The sequence below is a fragment of the Arsenicicoccus sp. UBA2120 genome (assembly GCF_002330965.1).
Classification (GTDB): Bacteria; Actinomycetota; Actinomycetes; order Actinomycetales; family Dermatophilaceae; genus Arsenicicoccus; species Arsenicicoccus bolidensis.
On record NZ_DCYC01000081.1, the window covers coordinates 1 to 16,710 of the forward strand.

The 16,710-nt window shown below is 72.1% G+C and carries 13 protein-coding genes and 1 tRNA gene; 2 read left to right on the forward strand and 12 right to left on the reverse strand.

What is annotated here, in order from left to right:
• Nucleotides 1–79 precede the first annotated feature (79 nt).
• From glpK to B2P18_RS13720, 3 genes are all read right to left on the reverse strand, one after another.
• Nucleotides 80–1,615 carry a glycerol kinase GlpK gene (gene glpK / locus B2P18_RS13710; protein WP_286959163.1) on the reverse strand — a complete coding sequence of 512 codons (1,536 nt, stop codon included), beginning with the start codon at nucleotides 1,613–1,615 and terminating at the stop codon, nucleotides 80–82.
• 45 nt (nucleotides 1,616–1,660) lie between these two features.
• A complete protein-coding gene (locus B2P18_RS13715) occupies nucleotides 1,661–2,419 on the reverse strand; it encodes an MIP/aquaporin family protein (RefSeq protein ID WP_051274127.1) in 759 nt (252 codons plus the stop codon).
• Between the two features lie 149 nt (nucleotides 2,420–2,568).
• A complete protein-coding gene (locus B2P18_RS13720) occupies nucleotides 2,569–4,302 on the reverse strand; it encodes a glycerol-3-phosphate dehydrogenase/oxidase (RefSeq protein ID WP_286961192.1) in 1,734 nt (577 codons plus the stop codon).
• Nucleotides 4,303–4,463: 161 nt separating this feature from the next.
• Between B2P18_RS13720 and B2P18_RS13725 the strand changes: the two genes are divergently transcribed.
• The gene (locus tag B2P18_RS13725) at nucleotides 4,464–5,417 is read left to right on the forward strand and encodes a sugar-binding transcriptional regulator (RefSeq protein ID WP_286961195.1); all 954 of its coding nucleotides are present in this window, start codon (nucleotides 4,464–4,466) and stop codon (nucleotides 5,415–5,417) included.
• A gap of 236 nt (nucleotides 5,418–5,653) precedes the next feature.
• On the opposite strand, the gene B2P18_RS13730 is transcribed toward B2P18_RS13725, so the two are convergent.
• From B2P18_RS13730 to B2P18_RS13765, 8 genes are all read right to left on the reverse strand, one after another.
• Nucleotides 5,654–8,314, reverse strand: a complete 2,661-nt coding sequence (locus B2P18_RS13730; RefSeq protein ID WP_286961196.1) for an excinuclease ABC subunit UvrA — start codon at nucleotides 8,312–8,314, stop codon at nucleotides 5,654–5,656.
• A gap of 386 nt (nucleotides 8,315–8,700) precedes the next feature.
• Nucleotides 8,701–8,773: transfer RNA gene (locus B2P18_RS13735), tRNA-Ala, on the reverse strand.
• 46 nt (nucleotides 8,774–8,819) lie between these two features.
• Complete coding sequence (locus tag B2P18_RS13740; protein WP_286961199.1) at nucleotides 8,820–9,689, reverse strand: hypothetical protein; 870 nt, start codon at nucleotides 9,687–9,689, stop codon at nucleotides 8,820–8,822.
• Between the two features lie 71 nt (nucleotides 9,690–9,760).
• The gene (locus B2P18_RS13745) at nucleotides 9,761–10,363 is read right to left on the reverse strand and encodes a GNAT family N-acetyltransferase (protein WP_286960303.1); all 603 of its coding nucleotides are present in this window, start codon (nucleotides 10,361–10,363) and stop codon (nucleotides 9,761–9,763) included.
• On the reverse strand, nucleotides 10,363–10,851 hold the full coding sequence (locus tag B2P18_RS13750) for a MogA/MoaB family molybdenum cofactor biosynthesis protein (protein WP_286960305.1): 489 nt from the start codon (nucleotides 10,849–10,851) through the stop codon (nucleotides 10,363–10,365). Before B2P18_RS13750 ends, B2P18_RS13745 begins: the two co-directional genes overlap by 1 nt.
• Complete coding sequence (gene moaC, locus B2P18_RS13755; protein WP_051274128.1) at nucleotides 10,848–11,273, reverse strand: cyclic pyranopterin monophosphate synthase MoaC; 426 nt, start codon at nucleotides 11,271–11,273, stop codon at nucleotides 10,848–10,850. The genes B2P18_RS13750 and moaC overlap by 4 nt, the downstream gene beginning before the upstream one ends.
• Before the next feature lie 62 nt (nucleotides 11,274–11,335).
• Nucleotides 11,336–12,604, reverse strand: coding sequence for a gephyrin-like molybdotransferase Glp (gene glp, locus B2P18_RS13760; RefSeq protein ID WP_286960306.1), 1,269 nt, complete (start codon nucleotides 12,602–12,604; stop codon nucleotides 11,336–11,338).
• A gap of 10 nt (nucleotides 12,605–12,614) precedes the next feature.
• Entirely contained in the window at nucleotides 12,615–14,513 is a 1,899-nt protein-coding gene (locus tag B2P18_RS13765; protein WP_286960307.1) for a GGDEF domain-containing protein, read from the reverse strand.
• A 93-nt stretch (nucleotides 14,514–14,606) separates the two neighbouring features.
• Between B2P18_RS13765 and B2P18_RS13770 the strand changes: the two genes are divergently transcribed.
• On the forward strand, nucleotides 14,607–15,194 hold the full coding sequence (locus tag B2P18_RS13770) for a 5-formyltetrahydrofolate cyclo-ligase (protein WP_286960308.1): 588 nt from the start codon (nucleotides 14,607–14,609) through the stop codon (nucleotides 15,192–15,194).
• 56 nt (nucleotides 15,195–15,250) lie between these two features.
• On the opposite strand, the gene B2P18_RS13775 is transcribed toward B2P18_RS13770, so the two are convergent.
• The coding region (locus tag B2P18_RS13775) for a penicillin acylase family protein (RefSeq protein WP_286961204.1) at nucleotides 15,251–16,710 on the reverse strand (1,460 nt) is incomplete at its 5' end.

The window sequence follows — 16,710 nt, forward strand, 5'->3', positions numbered from 1 at the left end:
GTATGCCGGGAGGGCCCCACCGCCTCGTGGGGTGGGGCCCTCCCGGCATACGGCCGGAGCCGGATCGCGAGACGCTCGGTCAGCGCACGTCGTCGTCGACCCAGTCGAAGGTCCGGGTCACGGCCTTCTTCCACAGGCGATAGGTGCGCTCGCGCTCGTCCTCGTCGACCTGGGGCTCCCACCGCACGTCCTCGGCCCAGTTGTCGATGACGTCCTGCTCGCCGTCCCAGTAGCCCACGGCGATCCCGGCCGCGTAGGCCGCACCGAGGGCAGTCGTCTCCGACACCTGCGGCCGGACGACGGCCACGCCGAGCTGGTCGGCCTGGAACTGCATGAGGGTCTCGTTGGCCGTCATCCCGCCATCGACCTTGAGCTCGGTGAGCTCGATGTCGGCGTCTTTGGCGTCGGCAGCCATCGCCTCGGCGACCTCACGGGTCTGGAACGCCGTGGACTCGATCACGGCGCGGGCGATGTGCCCCTTGTTGACGTAGCGCGTCAGGCCCACGAGGGCGCCGCGGGCGTCGTCCTTCCAGTACGGCGCGAACAGCCCCGAGAACGCCGGGACGAAGTACGCGCCGCCGTTGTCGTCGACGGTGGTGGCGAGCGTCTCGATCTCGGCGGCATCCTTGATCAGCCCGAGGTTGTCACGGACCCACTGCACGAGCGAGCCGGCCACGGCGATCGACCCCTCGAGGGCGTAGACGGGCTTGTTGTCGCCGATCTTGTAGCAGACGGTGGTCAGCAGGCCGTTGCGCGAGTGGATGACCTCCTCGCCGGTGTTCATGAGCATGAAGCAGCCGGTGCCGTAGGTGTTCTTGGCCATGCCGCGCTCGAAGCACGCCTGCCCGAAGGTCGCCGCCTGCTGGTCCCCGAGGATGCCGGCGATCGGCACGCCGACGAGGAAGCCGCCCTCGCGACCCTCGCCGTAGACCTCCGAGGAGCTCTTGATCTCGGGGAGCATCGACATGGGGATGCCCATCTCGGCGCAGATGTCCTCGTTCCAGTCGAGGGTGTCGAGGTTCATCAGCATCGTGCGGCTGGCGTTGGTGACGTCGGTGACGTGGATGCCGCCCTCGACGCCGCCGGTCATGTTCCACACCACCCAGGAGTCGGTGGTGCCGAGCAGCAGGTCGCCGCGCTCGGCCTTGTCACGGGCGCCGTCGACGTTGTCGAGGATCCACCTGACCTTGGGCCCCGCGAAGTAGGTCGCCAGCGGCAGGCCGCACCGCTCCTTGAAGCGGTCGTCGTCGCCCTGGGCGAGCTCGTCGCAGATCTTGTCGGTGCGGGTGTCCTGCCAGACGATCGCGTTGTAGACGGGCTCGCCGGTGGTCTTGTCCCACACGACCGCCGTCTCGCGCTGGTTGGTGATGCCGACGGCGGCGATGTTGCTGCTGTTGATGTCCTTGGAGGCGGCGAGGCACTGGGCCACGGCCTGCCGGACGTTGCGCCAGATCTCCTTGGGGTCGTGCTCCACCCACCCGGCCCGGGGGAAGATCTGCTCGTGCTCGAGCTGGCCGGTGCTCACGATCTGGCCCGAGTGGTCGAAGAGGATGGCGCGCGAGCTGGTCGTGCCCTGGTCGATCGCCATGACGTACTTTTGGGTGTTGGGGCTCATGAGTTGTCCTTCACGTCCTTGTGAGTTGGGTTGACTGTATGTCGATCAGCCGACGAACGCCGTGGCGGCGACACCGGCGAGGACGCCGCCGAGCACGGGTCCGAGGATAGGGACCCAGGCATAGGCCCAGTCGCTGCCACCCTTGCCCTTGATCGGGAGCAGGGCGTGGGCGATGCGGGGGCCGAGGTCGCGGGCGGGGTTGATGGCGTAGCCGGTGGGCCCGCCGAGGCTCGCGCCGATGCCGATGACCAGCAGGGTGACGGGCAGCGGACCGAGCTGGGCGGGGTTCTGCCCGAAGGTGACGATGACGAAGACGAGCACGAAGGTCGCGATGACCTCGGTGATCAGGTTGTTGCCATAGCTGCGGATGGCCGGGCCGGTCGAGAAGATCGCGAGCTTGTCGCCGGCGGGGGCCTCCCGGTCGAAGTGGTCGCGATAGGCCAGCCAGGCCAGGACCGCGCCGAGGAAGGCCCCGAGGACCTGCGCGGCGATGTAGACGAGCGCGGTCGTGGCGCCGGCCGGGACGCCGGGGGCGAAGTCGGCGCCGTTGGCCCACAGGCCGAGGGTCACCGCGGGGTTGAGGTGCCCGCCCGACTTGAAGGCGACGTAGACGCCGGCCATCACGCCGATGCCCCACCCGACGTTGATCATCAGGTTGCCGCCGCCCTTGCCCTTGGAGTCGGGCAGCAGGGCGTTGGCAACCACCCCCGCGCCGAGCACGATGAGGATCATCGTCCCCAGCAGCTCGTGGGCGAAGACCGTACCGAGCGGCACGGGCTCGGTGGGGGGTGCGGCGATCGCCATCTCGGAGAGGGCAGCGGTGAGCGAGATGGGCATGGGTGACTCCTTGGTGAACGTCGTTGTCCTGCAGTCGCCCCGGCCGGGACGGTGATGGCGCCCGGGGGGTGGGTTGTTCTAGCGGTCGAGCGGGTCGGTCAGGCCGAGCGGGTCGCTCAGGACGAGGCCGGCAGCGCCTCGCCGGTGACCTGGGCGCGGGCCGCGGAGGCGGCGGCGTCGGTCCGCTCCTGCTCCGCCGCGGCCTCGCCCGCCACGCGGGTGCGGTAGGCCGCCTGCTCCCGCGCGAGGTCGTCCTCATCCCAGCCGAGCAGCGGTGCGGCGATCGAGCCGATCTCTTCGAGAGCGCTGACGCCCCGGTCGCGGGTCTCGTAGTGCAGCCGGATGCGGTGCATGAGGATGTCCTCGAGGTGCAGGGCGCCCTCGTGGGTGACGGCGAACGCCGCCTCCACCCGCAGGTAGGCGGGCGCGGTCGTGAGCGGCTCCCCCAGGGAGGCGTCGGCGTCGACGAGGGCCAGCAGGGCCGGGAGCTCTGCGCCGTAGCGGGACAGCAGGTGCTCGACCTGCTCGGCGCTCCACCCGTAGGCGGCGGCGATGCGCGGCGCCTGGTGGCGGTAGGCGTCGAACCCGGCCGCGCCGACCAGCGGCGTGTGCTCGGTGACGGACGGGTTGGCCTCGGCCGCCTCCTCGCCCAGCGCGACGTCGACGGCGTCCTCGGCCATGACGCGATAGGTCGTCAGCTTGCCGCCGGCGATCGACCACAGCCCCGGGGCGACCTCGGCCACGGTGTGCTCGCGGGACACCTTGGTGGAGGACCCGCCGCTGCCGCGGTGGGGCTGCAGGAGGGGGCGCAGCCCGGCATACGTGCCGATGATGTCGTCGCGGGTCAGGGGACGGGCCAGCACCGAGTTGGCCTGCTCGAGGACGTAGTCGATGTCCTCGGCGGTGGCCACCGGGTTGCGCAGGTCCTGCTCCCACGGGGTGTCGGTCGTGCCGATGACCCAGTAGCGCTCCCAGGGGATGACGAACAGCACGGACTTCTCGGTGCGCAGGAACAGCCCGGTCTCCCCCTGGATCCGCTCCTTGGGCACGACGATGTGGATCCCCTTGGACGCCAGCACCTTCAGGCCCTGGTCGGAGCCCGACATCGCCTCGACGTCCTCGGTCCAGACGCCGGCGGCGGCGACCACCCGGTGCGCGCGGATCGTCAGGTCGCGGTCGCCCTCGGCGTCGTGCACCTCGGCACCCACGACCCGTCCCGTGTCGTCCTTGACGAAGGAGGTGACTCGCGTGCGGGTGGCCGCGAGCGCGCCATACCCGGCGGCGGTGCGGACCAGGTCGATGACCAGGCGGGCGTCGTCGACGCGGGCGTCGTAGAAGCGGATCGCGCCGGTCAGCGCGTCGTCGCGGATGTCGGGGAAGAGCTCCTGGGCGCCCTGGCGCGTGTAGTGCTTCTGCAGCGGGACGGTCTTGGTGCCCTTGGCCCCGACGAGCGCGAGGGCGTCGTACATCCCCACCCCCACGGCGCTGTAGGACCGCTCGACGACCGGCAGCTTGAGGGGCCACAGGAAGGGCTGGGCCTTGACCAGGTGCGGGGCGAGGGTCGTGAGCAGCAGGCCGCGCTCCTTGAGGGCCTCGGCCACGAGGGCGAAGTTGAGCTGGTAGAGGTAGCGCAGGCCGCCGTGGACCAGCTTGGAGGACCACTGGGAGGTGCCGGAGGCCCAGTCCTCGGCCTCGACGATGCCGACGCGCAGGCCCCGGCTCGCGGCGTCCAGCACGATGCCCGCGCCGGTGACGCCGCCGCCGACGACGAGCAGGTCCAGGGGCTCGCCGGTCGTCATCGCCTCGAGGGCGTCGGCGCGGCTCGTCGCGGACAGTGCGGTGGAGGTCATCGGTGTGGCGGCCATGGTCCTCACGACCCTTTCTGTGCCGGTGTCGACCGGCGGCTCGGTGGGTGCACCCCGTGGTGCATCTTGGTCTCTGCATCGAGCATGCGTCGCCCTGCACGTATGCTCAAGCGGTCTGCACGAACGTGCAGGAGGGGGCGAGGCTCGTGAACGATCGTGAATCCGCTTACCGAGCAGCGCTGCTGTACTACCTGCAGGACCAGACCATGGACATGATCGCCGGTGACCTCGGCGTCTCGCGGTCGACCGTCTCGCGGCTGCTGCGCTGGGCCCGGGACGAGGGGATCGTGCGCATCACGGTCGCGGCGCCCGACGGGCCGACCGACCACACCGCGCGCACCCTCCTCGACGCCTTCGGGGTGCAGGCGCACGTCGTGCCCGTGTCGTCCTCGGCCAGTGATCCCCAGCGGCTCGAGGCCGTGGCCCGGCGCGCCGCCGGCCTGCTGGACTCGTGGATGGGCGACGACATGACCCTCGCGGTCGCGTGGGGCACGACCACATCCGCCATCGCGGGGCATCTCGCGCCGCACCCCACCACCGGGTCGGTGGTCGTGCAGCTCAACGGCGCGGCCAACGCCCGCACCTCCGGGGTCCGCTACACCACCGAGCTGCTCGATCGCTTCGCGAGCGCCTACGACACCGAGCTCTACTACTTCCCCGCCCCGGCGTTCTTCGACTTCGCCGAGACCAAGGAGGCGCTGTGGCGTGAGGGATCCGTGCGCCGGATCCTCGAGCTGCGGCGCACCTGCGACATCGCGGTGTTCAGCGTCGGGGCCTTCCGCGGGCGGCTGCTCAGCCAGGTCTACTCCACCGGCTACCTGCGCCCCGAGGAGGTGCGCGAGCTCGCCGACCAGCACGTCGTCGGCGACGTCGCCACGCACTTCCTGCGGGTGGACGGGTCGTATGCCGGGATCGCGCTCAACCGCCGGGCCTCCGGGCCCTCCCCCGCAGAGCTGCGGCGTGTGAACCGCAGGCTGTGCGCGGTGGCGGGTGACAACAAGATCCAGGGGACGCTGGGGGCGCTGCGCGCGGGCGTGGTGTCGGACCTGGTGATCGACGAACGCACGGCAGGTGGCCTGATCGCCCTGCTGTCCTCGTGAGGGCCCGGTGGTGCGGTGGCCCGGGCACGCCGTCGGCCAGCTGCGCCACCGAGCTGACGAGAGGCCCGGATCAGGGATCCGAGCATCTCGTCATGCTCGGTGGCGATGGAGCGTGCGGGGTCAGAGCCTGCGGGGTCAGAGCGTCCGGACGAGCTTCTGGGACTGCTGAAGGTTCCAACCCCGACCTCGTCGAGTGTGTCGCTGTGCGATGTTCATATCGCACAGCGACACACTCGTCACAATGGGGTCACGTTGGTAGCTGCCTGCAGTGCGGCGGCAAGGTAGCCCGCGGAAGCACCGACGCCCTTGTCCGCGACGTAGGCGGGCGTACCCGCTGCAACCACGGTCCCGCCGGCGTCGCCCGCGCCGGGTCCAAGATCGATCACGTGATCGGCCACCGCGACAACGCGCATGTCCAGCTCCGCGGCGACGACCGTGTTGCCCGCATCGACCAGCGTCTGCAGATGCGCGACCAGACGATCCGTGTCGGCGCAGTGGAGCCCGGACGTCGGCTCGTCCAATACGTACAGCGTGTCCCCACGCTGCGCACGCTGCAGCTCGGCCGCCAGCTTGACGCGCTGGGCCTCACCCCCCGAGAGTTCCGTTGCCGGTTGACCCAGTCGGAGGTAATCGAGTCCAACGTCCGACAAAGCGGCCAGGGATCGAGTGATCTCCTCATCGCCCACGAAGAACAGGTTCGCCTCCTCCACGCTCATCGACAACACGTCAGCGATCGTGCGCCCCCGCCACGTGACCTCGAGCGTTGACGCCTCGTATCGGGCGCCGTGGCAGTCGGGGCATTCGGTGTACACGGAAGGCAGGAAGAGGAGCTCGACCATCACCGATCCCTCGCCCTCGCAGGTCGGGCAGCGCCCGCCGGCGACATTGAAGGAGAATCGGCCGGGCTTGTACCCGCGTGAACGAGCTTCCGGGGTATCTGCGAATCGACGACGTACGTGGTCGAACAGCCCGGTGTAGGTGGCGACGTTCGACCGCGGCGTCCGGCCGATGGGCCGCTGGTCGATGACGATCAGCCGGCGTACACCGGTGACGGGCCCGGCGACGCGTCCATCGAGACGTCCCGGCGCATCCGCGAGGAGTGACTCGTAGCTGACCGGCTCGTCATCGGCCGGGACGGCCCGGCCAAGGCGATCGCCAAGCAGCGACGGAAGCGCCTGGGTGACCAGACTCGACTTGCCGGACCCGGACACGCCCGTGACCACGGTGAAGACACCCAATGGGATATCGACTGTGAGGTCGTGCAGGTTGTTCCGCGTCACGTTCTCCAGGCACAGCCAACTGCGTGCCTCACGGGGTGTGCGAAGAGGGAGACCGCGGCCACCGAAGAGGTACCCGCGTGTCACGGACTCCTCGATATCGGCGAGCCCGTCGGGCGGGCCGCTGTAGAGCACTCGGCCGCCGTGTTCACCGGCGCCCGGGCCGATGTCGACCAACCAGTCCGCGTGCCGCATCACGGCCACGGAGTGCTCGACGATGAACAGGCTGTTCCCTTTCCCCTTGAGTCCGTCGAGGATCCCGAGGAGCGCCGTCACGTCCTGCGGATGCAGCCCCGCCGAGGGTTCGTCGAGGACGTAGACCACCCCGAAGAGATGAGAGCTGAGTTGCGTCGCGAGCCGTAGCCGCTGCAGCTCGCCGCCCGACAGCGTCGGCGTCGTCCGGCTCAACGACAGGTAGCCCAGCCCCAGATCGACCAGTGGACGAAGTCGCTGCAGCACCCCTGATGCGAGCTGGACCGCAGCGGCACGCTTCTCTGGCGCTCGGCTCAGGGTGGGTCGCACATCGGGCGCGGCGGCAGGCGAGGAACCGCCAGCAGCGACATGCTCCTGCGATGCCGCCCGCGGAGAGGCAGCGCCGGAAGAAGCGGCTCCGAGCTCCTCCAGGCGTGCAACGACTCCCGAGAGGATCGTGGCAAGTTCCCGAAGCGGCAGTCGGGAGAATTCGGCGATGTCGAATCCTTCGAACGTGACGGACAGCGCCTCGGGCTTCAGCCGCTTGCCATCACAGACCGGGCAGATGGCAGCGATGAGAAACTGCGCGACGCGCCGCTTCATCGAGGCGCTTTTCGTGTTCGCGAACGTGTCCAGAATGTACCGACGAGCCCCGACGAACGTGCCCGAGTAGCTCGGCTCCACGCCTGCCTCGATCGCAGCTCTGGACTCAGAGAGGGTGAGCCGGGAGTGGACCGGAACGAAGGGGGTCTCATCGGTGTAGAGGATCCAGTCCCGGTCCTCTTTCGGCAGGTCCCGCCACGGCACATCGACGTCGTAACCAAGAGCAACCAGTACGTCGCGCAGCTGATGGCCGTGCCACGCGGTCGGCCAGGAAGCGATGGCGCGTTCGCGGATGGTGAGCGATGGGTCCGGGACCATCTGCTGCTCGTTCACCGTGTACACGCGGCCGATGCCGTGGCATTCCGAGCAGGCCCCTTGGACCGTGTTCGCGGAGAAGTCCTCCGCATACAACATCGGCTGCCCATCCGGATAGTCCCCGGCCCTCGAGTACAGCATTCGTATCAAGCTCGACAACGTGGTGATGCTGCCCACGGTCGATCGTGCGTTGCCGGCACCGCGCTGCTGCTGCAGGGCGACCGCCGGCGGCATCCCCGCGATCGAGTCGACATCGGGCACTCCCGCCTGATCGATCAGGCGGCGGGCGTAGGGTGCGACCGATTCCAGATAGCGTCGCTGCGACTCGGCGTACAGCGTCCCGAACGCCAGCGAGGACTTTCCCGAGCCAGACACACCGGTGAAGACGACTGTTGCATCGCGCGGCACCGTGAGGTCGACATCCTGCAGATTGTGTTCGCGGGCGCCGAGAACGCGAACGTCGGGCTGCACGGAGAGCTTCGGAGACCCGAACGCAGAAGATTCAACCATGGTCGCATGTTAACTACGTACGGAACGGTCGGACGATCTCCGTCCGGAGGAGAGGGTTTCCGCACCCATGAGGGCCGACACACCACTTGTCCAGTTGAGCGCACGAGTGATCAGCCCTCTTCGAGGGGCGAACGACCTGCTCGGATAGAGCCCCGTCGAGTGGTGGGCTTTGAGGTGATGCTCGTTGCCTACCGGCCGCTCTTTTCAAGGGCGACGGTCTCAGTATCGCGGGTTGGGAAGAGCTCGCGTCGAGCACAACCGGCCCTTCGAAATGCTCCTCGATCCGCAGGTCGACGTCACGCCTTGACCTGGGCCGCAGACGCACACAAGGCCCGAACCTCAACCAACGTTTGCCTTTGGCAAGGGTTCGAGCCTTGTGCGTGCGGTGGAGCTGAGGGGATTCGAACCCCTGGCCTTCTCATTGCGAACGAGACGCGCTACCAACTGCGCCACAGCCCCTGGCGAGGACCGACTGTACCACCGAGGCGGTGCGTCGGCCCAATCCTCACCCGCCGACGGCGCTGCGCAACGGCACTGCGGCGTCGAGGAACTCGTCCTCGACCTCGATGGGGGCGAACACGTCGTCGTCGACCGGCAGCGGGGCCGGGGTGGCCCGCGGCGCGGCGGGCTTCATGGTGTAGGTCGGACGAGGCACCGGCGTCGGACGCCACTGCCCGGGCTCGAGCGGCTCGAGGGCGACCTCGACCGGCGCGGGCGCCGCGTCGACGGTGTCGAACTGGCGCACGTCGAAGGGAGCGTCGACCCGGGTGGCACCCACGGGGGCCACTGCGGGCTCGGGGCTCTCCTCCACGACCGGCGCCTCAGGAGCGGAGACCGGGGACGCGGTCGGGACGGTGGACGCGACCGGAGCTGCGGGCCCGACGGGGGCGGCCGAGGCGACCGGGGCCGTGCGACGCAGCTCGAGGCGCGGCTGGCGACGCCGGGCGCTGTGGCGCAGCCAGGCCAGGTCGGCGGTGACGAGCGCCAGGCCGACGACCGGGGTCCAGACGGGCACCAGTCGCAGGACGGTGACCACGACGAGCGCGACCAGCACGGCCACGGCGACCCCGAGAGAGGCTCCCCGCAGGCGGTGGGCGAGCCGGCCGGGGGCGGCGTCCTCGGCCACGTGCGTGGCACGCGTCGCGCCGGTCGGCGCGGTGGCGGTGGCGCCGGCCCGCAGCGGGCTGACGGCATACGACCGGGCGGTGGTGGGCTCGGCGAGGACCGGGCGCCGCTCGAGGACCCGGAGGGCCTCGGCGTAGCGCTCGATGGATCGGGCGGTCTGCAGGTGCTCCCGACGACGCATCCACGACTGGGTCAGATAGGCAGCCCACAACCCGATGACGACGACGAAGACGAGGCTGGAGGGCTGCACGTCCCCGACGTTAGAGGGGGGACGGGTGATGAACGCTCAACCGCGCGGGTGTGTCGGCGGATTGCCCTGGATCATGCCCTCCTGAGCCGGTCCGTGAAGGTCGCTCCGCGGAGGTCCTCGGTCGTCAGGGCGAAGGTCCGGTGGTCGCGCCAGGCGCCGTCGATGTGCAGGTAGTGCTCGCGCAGCCCCTCGTCGCGGAACCCGAGCTTGCGCACGACGGCGAGCGACTTGGTGTTGTCGGGGCGGATGTTGACCTCGATGCGGTGCAGGCCGCGCTCCCCCACGGCGTAGTCGCAGGCGGTGGCCAGGGCCAGCGGCACGATGCCCCGGCCGGCGTGGGTGGGCGCGCACCAGTAGCCCGCCGTGGCGCCCCACAGCGCGCCCTCCATGATCTGGGAGAGGTTGACCGCACCGCAGAGCCGACCGTCCACCTCGACCGCGAACGGGAGCTGCCGGCCGGCGCGCGCCTCGCGGGCCTGGTGGCGGACGTACTCGGGAAAGGGCTTGGCCTCCTGGCCCGCTCGCGGGAAGGTCGGCTCCCACTCCTTGAGCCAGTCCCAGCTGGCGCGCCGCAGCTCGAGCCACTCCGCGCGGTCGCGGCGACGCAGGCCGCGCAGCACGAGCGCTCCCCCGTCGGGCAGGCTCGCCTCGAGCCGCACCGGCCACGCCGCCATCAGTGATCGCCCCCGCCCACCTGGTCGAGGGCGTGCGGCACGACCTGCTCCAGCACGCCCAGCCCGTCGGCGACCCCGCCGCGGGACCCGGGGAGGTTGACGACCAGGGTCGTGCCGGCGAGGCCGGCGAGGCCGCGGGACAGCGAGGCGGTGGGGATGCCCTGCGCCAGCCCGGCGCCGCGGATGGCCTCGGCGATGCCGGGCACCTCGCGGTCGATCACCGCCCGGGTCACCTCGGGGGTGCGGTCGGTCGGCGACAGGCCCGTCCCGCCTGTGGTGACGACGAGGTCGACTCCGTCGTCGACGGCGGACCGTATGGCGTCCCCCACGGGGTCACCGTCAGGGACGACCACCGGGTCCGGGGTGTCCAGGCCCCACGCGCGCAGGGCCTCGACGATGACTGGTCCCGTGCGGTCGGCGTAGGTGCCGGCGGCGGCCCGCGTGGACGCCGTCACGACGACGGCCCGCCGCCGCGAGGGGGAGGTCACTCGGACCAGTCCCCGGAGCGGCCGCCGGACTTGGCGGTGACGCGCACGTCGGTGATGCGGGCGTGCTTGTCGACCGCCTTGACCATGTCGATGAGGGCCAGGGCGCCGACGGCGACGGCGGTCAGCGCCTCCATCTCGATGCCGGTGCGGTCGGCGGTGCGGACGGTCGCCGTGAGGTCGACGCCGTCGTCGGCCACCTCGAGGTCCAGCTCGACCCCGTGCACGGCGATGGGGTGGGCCAGCGGGATCAGGTCGGGGGTGCGCTTGACCGCCTGGATCCCGGCGATGCGGGCCACGGCGAGGGCGTCGCCCTTGGGCACGGTGCCGTCCCGCAGGGCGGCGACGGCGGGGGCGGCGAGCAGGACCCGGCCGCGGGCGGTCGCCGAGCGGGCCGTGACGGCCTTGGCGGAGACGTCGACCATGTGCGCGCTGCCGTCGGCCCGCACGTGCGTCAGGCGGGGCGGCTCAGGGGTGGGGGTGGAGGTCACGCGAGGGACTCCTTGCCGGGGAGGGGACGGAGGAGCAGACAGGTGAGGCGCATGCCGGGGACGACCTCGTCGACCTCGGCGGGCACGACGGCCAGGGCGTCGGCGTGAGCGAGGGCACCGAGCACGTGCGACCCCTGGCCGCCCGCGAGGGTGGCGTGCGGGCCGTCGGCCTCGGTGCGCAGGCGGACGCGGGCCAGCTGGGTGCGGCCGGCCGAGGTGCGCCAGCCGTCGTCGGCCACCGCCTCGATGCCCGCGAGCCCCTCGGCGGGGCGGCCGGCGAGCAGGCGCAGCGCCGGGGCCGCGAAGACCTGGTAGGACACCATCGAGCTGACGGGGTTGCCGGGCAGAGTGAAGACGGGCACGTGTCGCCCGTCGCCGGCCCGCACCAGGCCGAAGCCCTGGGGCTTGCCGGGCTGCATCGCCACCCCGCGGAACGCGACCTCGCCGTCACGGGCGAGCACGGCCTTGACCGTGTCGTAGGCGCCGGCGGAGACGCCGCCGGTGGTGATGACGGCGTCGTGGGTCAGCAGCACCTCGTCGAGCCGGGCGCGGAAGCCCTGCTCGTCGTCGGCCACCGCGCGCACCCGCTCGGCCGTGAAGCCGTGCTCGCGCAGAACGGCCACGAGCATCGGGCCGTTGCTGTCGACGACCGTGCCGTGCCCGGCCGTGCCGCCCGGCTCGACCAGCTCGTCGCCGGTGGAGAGGACGACGACCCGGGGCGGCACGACGACCTCGACCAGAGGATGCCCGAGGGACACGAGCAGCGCGAGGACCCGGGCGTCCACGAACGTGCCTGCGGCCAGGGCAAGCTCGCCGCGGGACAGGTCGTCGCCGGCGGGGCGGACGTGGGCGCCGACCTGCGGCTGCTGGCGCAGGGTGACCCGCTCGGTGCCGCCGTCGGTGAGCTCGACGGGGACAACGGCGTCGGCGCCGTCGGGCAGGGCGGCGCCGGTCATGATGCGCATCGTCGTGCCCGGCACGAGGGTGACCCGGTCGGTGCGTCCGGCGGGGATGTCGCCCGCAACGGGCAGGACCACGGGGCGGTCACCGGCCCCCACGAGCTCGGCGGCCCGGACGGCATACCCGTCCATCGCCGAGTTGGTGAACGCCGGGACGTCGACGGCGCTGCGCACGTCCTGGGCCAGGACGCAGCCGTGCGCCTCGGCCACCGGGACCTCGGACGTGCGGCGGGGCACGGTGGCGCAGGCCTCGAGGAGGAGGCGCAGGTGCTCGTCGACCGGCATCAGCCGGGGTGCGTCGGACATGTTGCGGACACTAGTCGACGGGTCCGACATGCCTCGAGGCCACCGCCCGGTCACGCCCGGCGCGCTTGGCGGCGTTCATCGCGGCGTCGGCGGCCGACACGAGCTCGGGTGCCGTGGCGGCGTCCTGTGGCCAGGTGGCGATCCCCACGCTGCAGGTGATGGGGATCTCGCGGTCGTCGACCTGCAGCGGACGGGAGCGCAGGTCACCGACGATCCGCTCGGCGAGCCGCAGGCACTCCTCCTCGCCGCGCTCGGGGCAGACGACGGCCATCTCCTCCCCGCCGTAGCGCGCGACGACGTCGACGGGCGGGACCAGCTCGACGATGCGGGCCGCCAGCGCAGCCAGGACCCCGTCGCCGACGGAGTGCCCGTGCTCGTCGTTGACCTGCCGGAACCGATCGATGTCCACGATCAGGAGCGACACCTGACGCCCGAACGACCGCGCCCGCTCGACCTCGCGGCCCAGCGTGGTCGTGAGCATGCGCAGGTTGCCGACCCCGGTGAGCGGGTCGATCACGGACTGGCGCTGCGCCCGGCGGTGCAGGATCGCGTTGTCGATGGCGACCCCGGCCGGCCCGGCCACGAGGTCGAGCAGCTCCCCGGTCGTGTCGTCGTATGCCGTCGCGCCGGCCGCCCGCTCGACGACCAGCGCACCGATCACGTCGTCGCCGGACACGAGCGGCGCGGCGCACAGCCGGCCGCGCAGGACCGCGCCGGGCTCGTCCCCCGCGTCGTCGAGCACGACCACGCGGCGGTCACGGACGACCTCGCCGACGGCGCTCTCGGCCGCGCGGATCCGGCCGGTGCCGGGACGGCGGGTGCCGATGGGGTGCACGACGCGCGCGCGCAGGCCGCTGCCCTCGCGCATCCACACGACGGCGCAGGTGGACCCGGTCGTCGTCTCCGCGAGGGCGCACAGCGCCGCCAGCAGGCCGTCGAGGTCGTGGGTGCGCTGCAGGGTGGCCGCGATCCGTCGGACGGTGTCCTGCAGGGTCTCTCGGCTCGACGTCAGCTCGGCCATGCGCTGGTCCAGCTCGACCGCCATCGCGTTGAACTCCCGCGACAGCTGGCCGATCTCGTCGTCGCGTCCCTCCGGCAGACGCACGGTCAGGTCGCCGTCCGCGATGCGGCGGGTGCCCTCGGTGAGGGCGAGCAGCGGCGCGGTGAGCTCCCGGGCCAGCCAGCGGAGCAGACCGACGGCCGCCGCCAGCACCAGCAGGATGAGCAGGAGGGGCATCCAGGCCCTCGCCCCACCGACCGGATCGGCGGCCGAGCCCTGCACCGCGCAGGGACGCCCGGGCCCGGCGGCGGCGGTCCGCGCGATGGCCCCCTGGCCGCGGTCCGAGCTCGGGTGGACCTCGACGCCGCCCGCGCACTGGAGGATCGTGCGCACGTCCCCGGCCGCGGCCTGACGGGTGAGCGCGTCCAGCCGCCCTGCGGTGAGGGGCTCGACGACGTGGACCGTCAGCGTCCCCTGGGTGGTGGTGAGGTCGACCCGCTCCGCGAGGTGGGCGCCGGCGGGCTCGCTCACGGTCGAGCAGCGCGTGGTGGGCAGCTTGGTGGGCGTGGGTCGCGGCGCCGAGGACGAGGCCGCCAGCACGGCGCCCCCGCGCAGCACCACGGCATAGCCCCGCTCCGCCCCCAGTCCGCCGCGGGTCTCCTCCGCGAGGACCGTGGCCGGCGGGCGCCCGTTGGCGATCGACAGGGCGATGACCTCGGCCCGGTCGCCCAGCGCCCAGCACTCGGACGCCATGGCCGTCGCGACGGCGACGGTGGCGCGGTCGACGTCACGGCGCTGACCGTCCACGAGCGCACGCGGCAGCAGGACCCCCGCCACGAGCCCGGCCACGAGCAGGACCGGCAGGACCACGGCGGCGAGCACGATCGCCAGGCGGGTCCGGATGGACACGGGTCCTCCTCGAGGTGGGTGGGTCGGCCCATCGTGGCACGAGACCGATCCGCCCCTCCTCCTCACGGGTCCGTGCCTGACAGAATCCGTGGCATGGACACCCCGCTCACGACCCCCGTCGAGGCCAAGCGCGCCCTGCGGGCCCGCCTCTGGGCCGCCCGCAAGCAGCGGTATGCCGACACCTCGCGCGCCGAGCGTGAGACGCAGGCCCAGGCTCTGGCGGACCACGCCCTGCGGGTCGTCGCCGACCTGGTGGCCCCGGGGGGCACCGTGACGTCATACGAGTCGTGGCCGACCGAGCCCGGGACCGAGCCGCTCAACGAGGCTCTGGTCGCCGCCGGTTATCGCGTCCTGGTGCCGGTGACCCTGCCGGGGCTCGACCTCGACTGGCGCCCGCTCGGCAGCGACGAGCTGGACGAGGCGGCGCGGCTCGGGCTGGAGGCGATCGGCCAGGCGGACCTGGTGCTGACGCCGGGCACGGCCGTGGACCGACGGGGCGTGCGCCTCGGGCAGGGTGGAGGGTGCTACGACCGGGCGCTCCCCCGGCGTCGCGACGGCGTCCGGGTCGTGACGCTGCTGCACCCCCAGGAGCTGGTGGACGAGGACCTGCCCGCGGCCGAGCACGACCAGCGCGTCGACGCCGTGGTGACGGTGGACGGGATCACCTGGCTGCGTCGCTGATCCGCTGGCCGCTCGCTCGGGCCCGACGTCAGCTGACCCGCCCTGACGCCCGCGGCTCAGCCGTTGTCGCGCGGCGCGAGCGTGAGCTGGTCACGGGTCGCGCCCTCGACGGCCTGCCGGCTGAACGGCCACGCGAAGGGCTCGTTGCGCAGCCAGCGCCCCGTCTGGTCGTCGTAGTGGTCGCTCGTGGGGTGCCCGGACACGCCCGTGGACTGGACCCAGGTGCTCGAGTCAAGAGTGCCGAGGTCGACCACCATGCGCATGGACGGCCCCCAGTCGGCGGCGTAGCCCAGCTGCAGGTCGTAGCCGAGGGCGTTGGGAGCGAGCGGGTTGCCCGGCGCCGGCTGCGGACCGCGGTCGAGCAGGGACCGCAGCATGCCGGGTGCCGCCGCGCTGAGCGGGTGGCGCAGGGTCAGCGTGTGCAGCCGCCCGTAGTCCCAGGCCTTGACGTCCTTGCCGGTGAGCCGGGTCAGCTCGAGACGCGCGTCGACCTGGGCCTGGCGCAGGATGTCGTCGCGGGTCTCGATCCGCAGGGTCTTCTGGTTGTCCCACCAGGGAGACCGGGGGTCGGCGAGCAGCTGCTTGACGACCGCGGGCCAGCGCGAGCCGCCATCGGGCCGCAGACCGGTGGGCAGGTCGTCGTCGAAGGTCCGGTGGAGCAGCGCGGACCACGCCGCCGTGTAGTAGGCCGCCGCGCGGGACGAGTGGCTGTCACCCGTCACGAACCGGCCGTCCCAGCCCTCGAGCGTCGCCTGACCCTCCCGGGTGAAGCCGTCGCCGCTCAGGTCGACGCCCCGCAGCGCCGCGGTCAGCACGGGCTGGAAACCGTCGTTGACGTCGCCCTGGATGTCGCGCATGCGCTGGGGCGAGACGGTCGGCTGGGCGGTGAGGAGCTGACGGATGCGGGTGGAGCGCCAGCCGTGGGTCCAGTCCGTGGTGAGGAAGGGGGTCGACGCCGAGGTGACGGCCTGGTTGGCGGCGACCACGAAGCCCTCGGGCGGGTCCAGGGTGCGTGGCATCTGGTCGAACGGGACGTAGCCGGTCCAGTCGTAGCGCGAGTCCCAGCCCGGTGCCGGCAGGTAGCCGGGGGGTGCCCCCGCCGTCCCGGACCGGCGGACGGGCACGCGGCCGGGTGCCTGGTAGCCGATGTGGCCGTCGACGTCCGCGTAGATCGCGTTCTGAGAGGGCGCGGCGAACGAGGACAGGGCGGCGCGGAAGGTCTCGAAGGACGTGGCGCGGTTCATCCGGAAGATCGCGTCGGCGGTCTGCGTGACCTCCAGCCCCGTCCACCGCAGCGCGATCGCCAGGGACTCTCCCTCGGCGGGGGTCGCCGGCGACGCGGTGGTCGCTGCCGTGGGCACGGACGCGGCGTCCTTGACGGCGGCGTCTATGTCGGACAGGAGCGGGCCGTGCGAGGTGGACCGGACGGTGATGGTGCGGTCGGTGCCGCCAGCGACCCGGATCCGCTCGGTGCGGGTCGTCAGCGGACGGTAGGCGCCGCCCCTGAGCACGGTGC

Coding starts and splice junctions, on each gene's coding strand:
- moaC (WP_051274128.1), bottom strand. CDS start 11,273: ATGGTCGACGTCTCCGCCAAGGCCGTCACGGCCCGCTCGGCGACCGCC.
- glp (WP_286960306.1), bottom strand. CDS start 12,604: ATGTCCGACGCACCCCGGCTGATGCCGGTCGACGAGCACCTGCGCCTC.
- B2P18_RS13745 (WP_286960303.1), bottom strand. CDS start 10,363: ATGGCGGCGTGGCCGGTGCGGCTCGAGGCGAGCCTGCCCGACGGGGGA.
- B2P18_RS13720 (WP_286961192.1), bottom strand. CDS start 4,302: ATGACCTCCACCGCACTGTCCGCGACGAGCCGCGCCGACGCCCTCGAG.
- B2P18_RS13730 (WP_286961196.1), bottom strand. CDS start 8,314: ATGGTTGAATCTTCTGCGTTCGGGTCTCCGAAGCTCTCCGTGCAGCCC.
- glpK (WP_286959163.1), bottom strand. CDS start 1,615: ATGAGCCCCAACACCCAAAAGTACGTCATGGCGATCGACCAGGGCACG.
- B2P18_RS13770 (WP_286960308.1), top strand. CDS start 14,607: ATGGACACCCCGCTCACGACCCCCGTCGAGGCCAAGCGCGCCCTGCGG.
- B2P18_RS13715 (WP_051274127.1), bottom strand. CDS start 2,419: ATGGCGATCGCCGCACCCCCCACCGAGCCCGTGCCGCTCGGTACGGTC.